This window comes from Streptomyces sp. NPDC037126, from assembly GCF_055605965.1.
This window is the reverse complement of sequence record NZ_JBVJTD010000094.1, coordinates 1-1,309: the sequence shown is the minus strand read 5'-3', so window position 1 is coordinate 1,309 and position 1,309 is coordinate 1. Positions and strand designations below refer to the sequence as shown.

The following is a 1,309-nucleotide window of genomic DNA, read 5'->3' as shown; positions in this document are numbered from 1 at the left end:
TGAGGCGACCCCTGGGGTGTGGACACTCTGACAATGGATCTTGATGGTCCGAGGAAGGGTGTCTTGGTGGGACGTAGGTCTCCGTATCCGGAGGAGTTCAGGATTGACGCGGTGGCGCTGTATCGCGCTGCCGCCGGTGGGCGCACGTACGCGGCGGTCGCGGCGGATGTCGGAGTGACCGGTGAGACGTTGCGGTCCTGGGTGCGCCAGGCCGATGAGCAGGAGGGCCGGGTCCGTGGCGGCGAGGCGGCCGAGGGCCGCGACGAGGAACTGACCCGGTTGCGGGCCGAGCTGGGCAGGCTGCGCAAGGCCGAGGCCGAGTGGCAGTTGGAGCGGGAGATCCTGCGGCGGGCGGCCCAGTATTTCGCCCGGGAGATGAGGGCATGACCGGCCGCTGGGACTTCATCTCCGTCCACCGCGCCGACTTCGGGGTGCAGCGGATATGCCGGGTCCTGGGCGTCTCGCGCTCGGGCTACTACCGGTGGACGGCCGGCGCGGCCGCCCGCGCCGAGCGCAGGGCGGCCGGCGACGCGCTGGTCGCGGAGATCCGCGAGATCCACGCCGACCACCATGGCACTTATGGAGTGCGGCGCGTGCACGCTGAGTTGCGGGGCTTCGGGCATACGGTCAACCGCAAGCGGGTCGAGCGGCTGATGCGCCGGGAAGGAATCGAGGGCCGACATCTGCGGCGGTGCAAGCGCACCACCGTCCCCGACCGGTTCGCGCCACCCGCGCCGGACCTGGTCCGACGCAACTTCACCGCAGCCGGCCTGGACGAGAAGTGGTGCGGCGACATCACTTAGGTGCAAGTCGGCGGCACGTGGCTCTACCTCGCGTGCGTCCTGGACGTCTGCTCGCGCCGGGTGCTCGGCTGGTCCATGGCCACGCACATGCGGACCGAGTTGGTCGTCGACGCCCTGAAGATGGCGGTGGCGACCCGCGGTGGCCGCGTCGACGGAGTGATTTTCCATGCGGACAGGGGCTCGCAATACACCTCAGCGGCGTTCGCCCAGGTCAGCGACCGTTTCGGCATCCGCAGGAGTATGGGCCGTGTCGGGTCGAGCTACGACAACGCGCTGGCCGAGAGCTTCTGGCAGGGGCTGAAGAGAGAAGCCGTACGCGGGGTGTTCACGACGGTGCGGCAGGCCCGGCTGGAGATCTTCCAGTGGCTGACGTACTACAACGCCCGCAGGCGCCACAGCAGCCTCGGCTACCTCTCACCCGTCGAATTCGAACAGCAGCATCGGGCAGAGCATAGACTCACCCTCGCGGCATAAACCCCCGTGTCCACACTCCGGGGGACGCCTCA

General features: G+C 69.0%; 1 pseudogene. It reads left to right on the top strand.

What is annotated here, in order from left to right:
• Positions 1 to 66: 66 nt before the first annotated feature.
• Positions 67 to 1,277: pseudogene (locus ACZ7FF_RS44985) on the top strand (IS3 family transposase).
• Positions 1,278 to 1,309 lie beyond the last annotated feature (32 nt).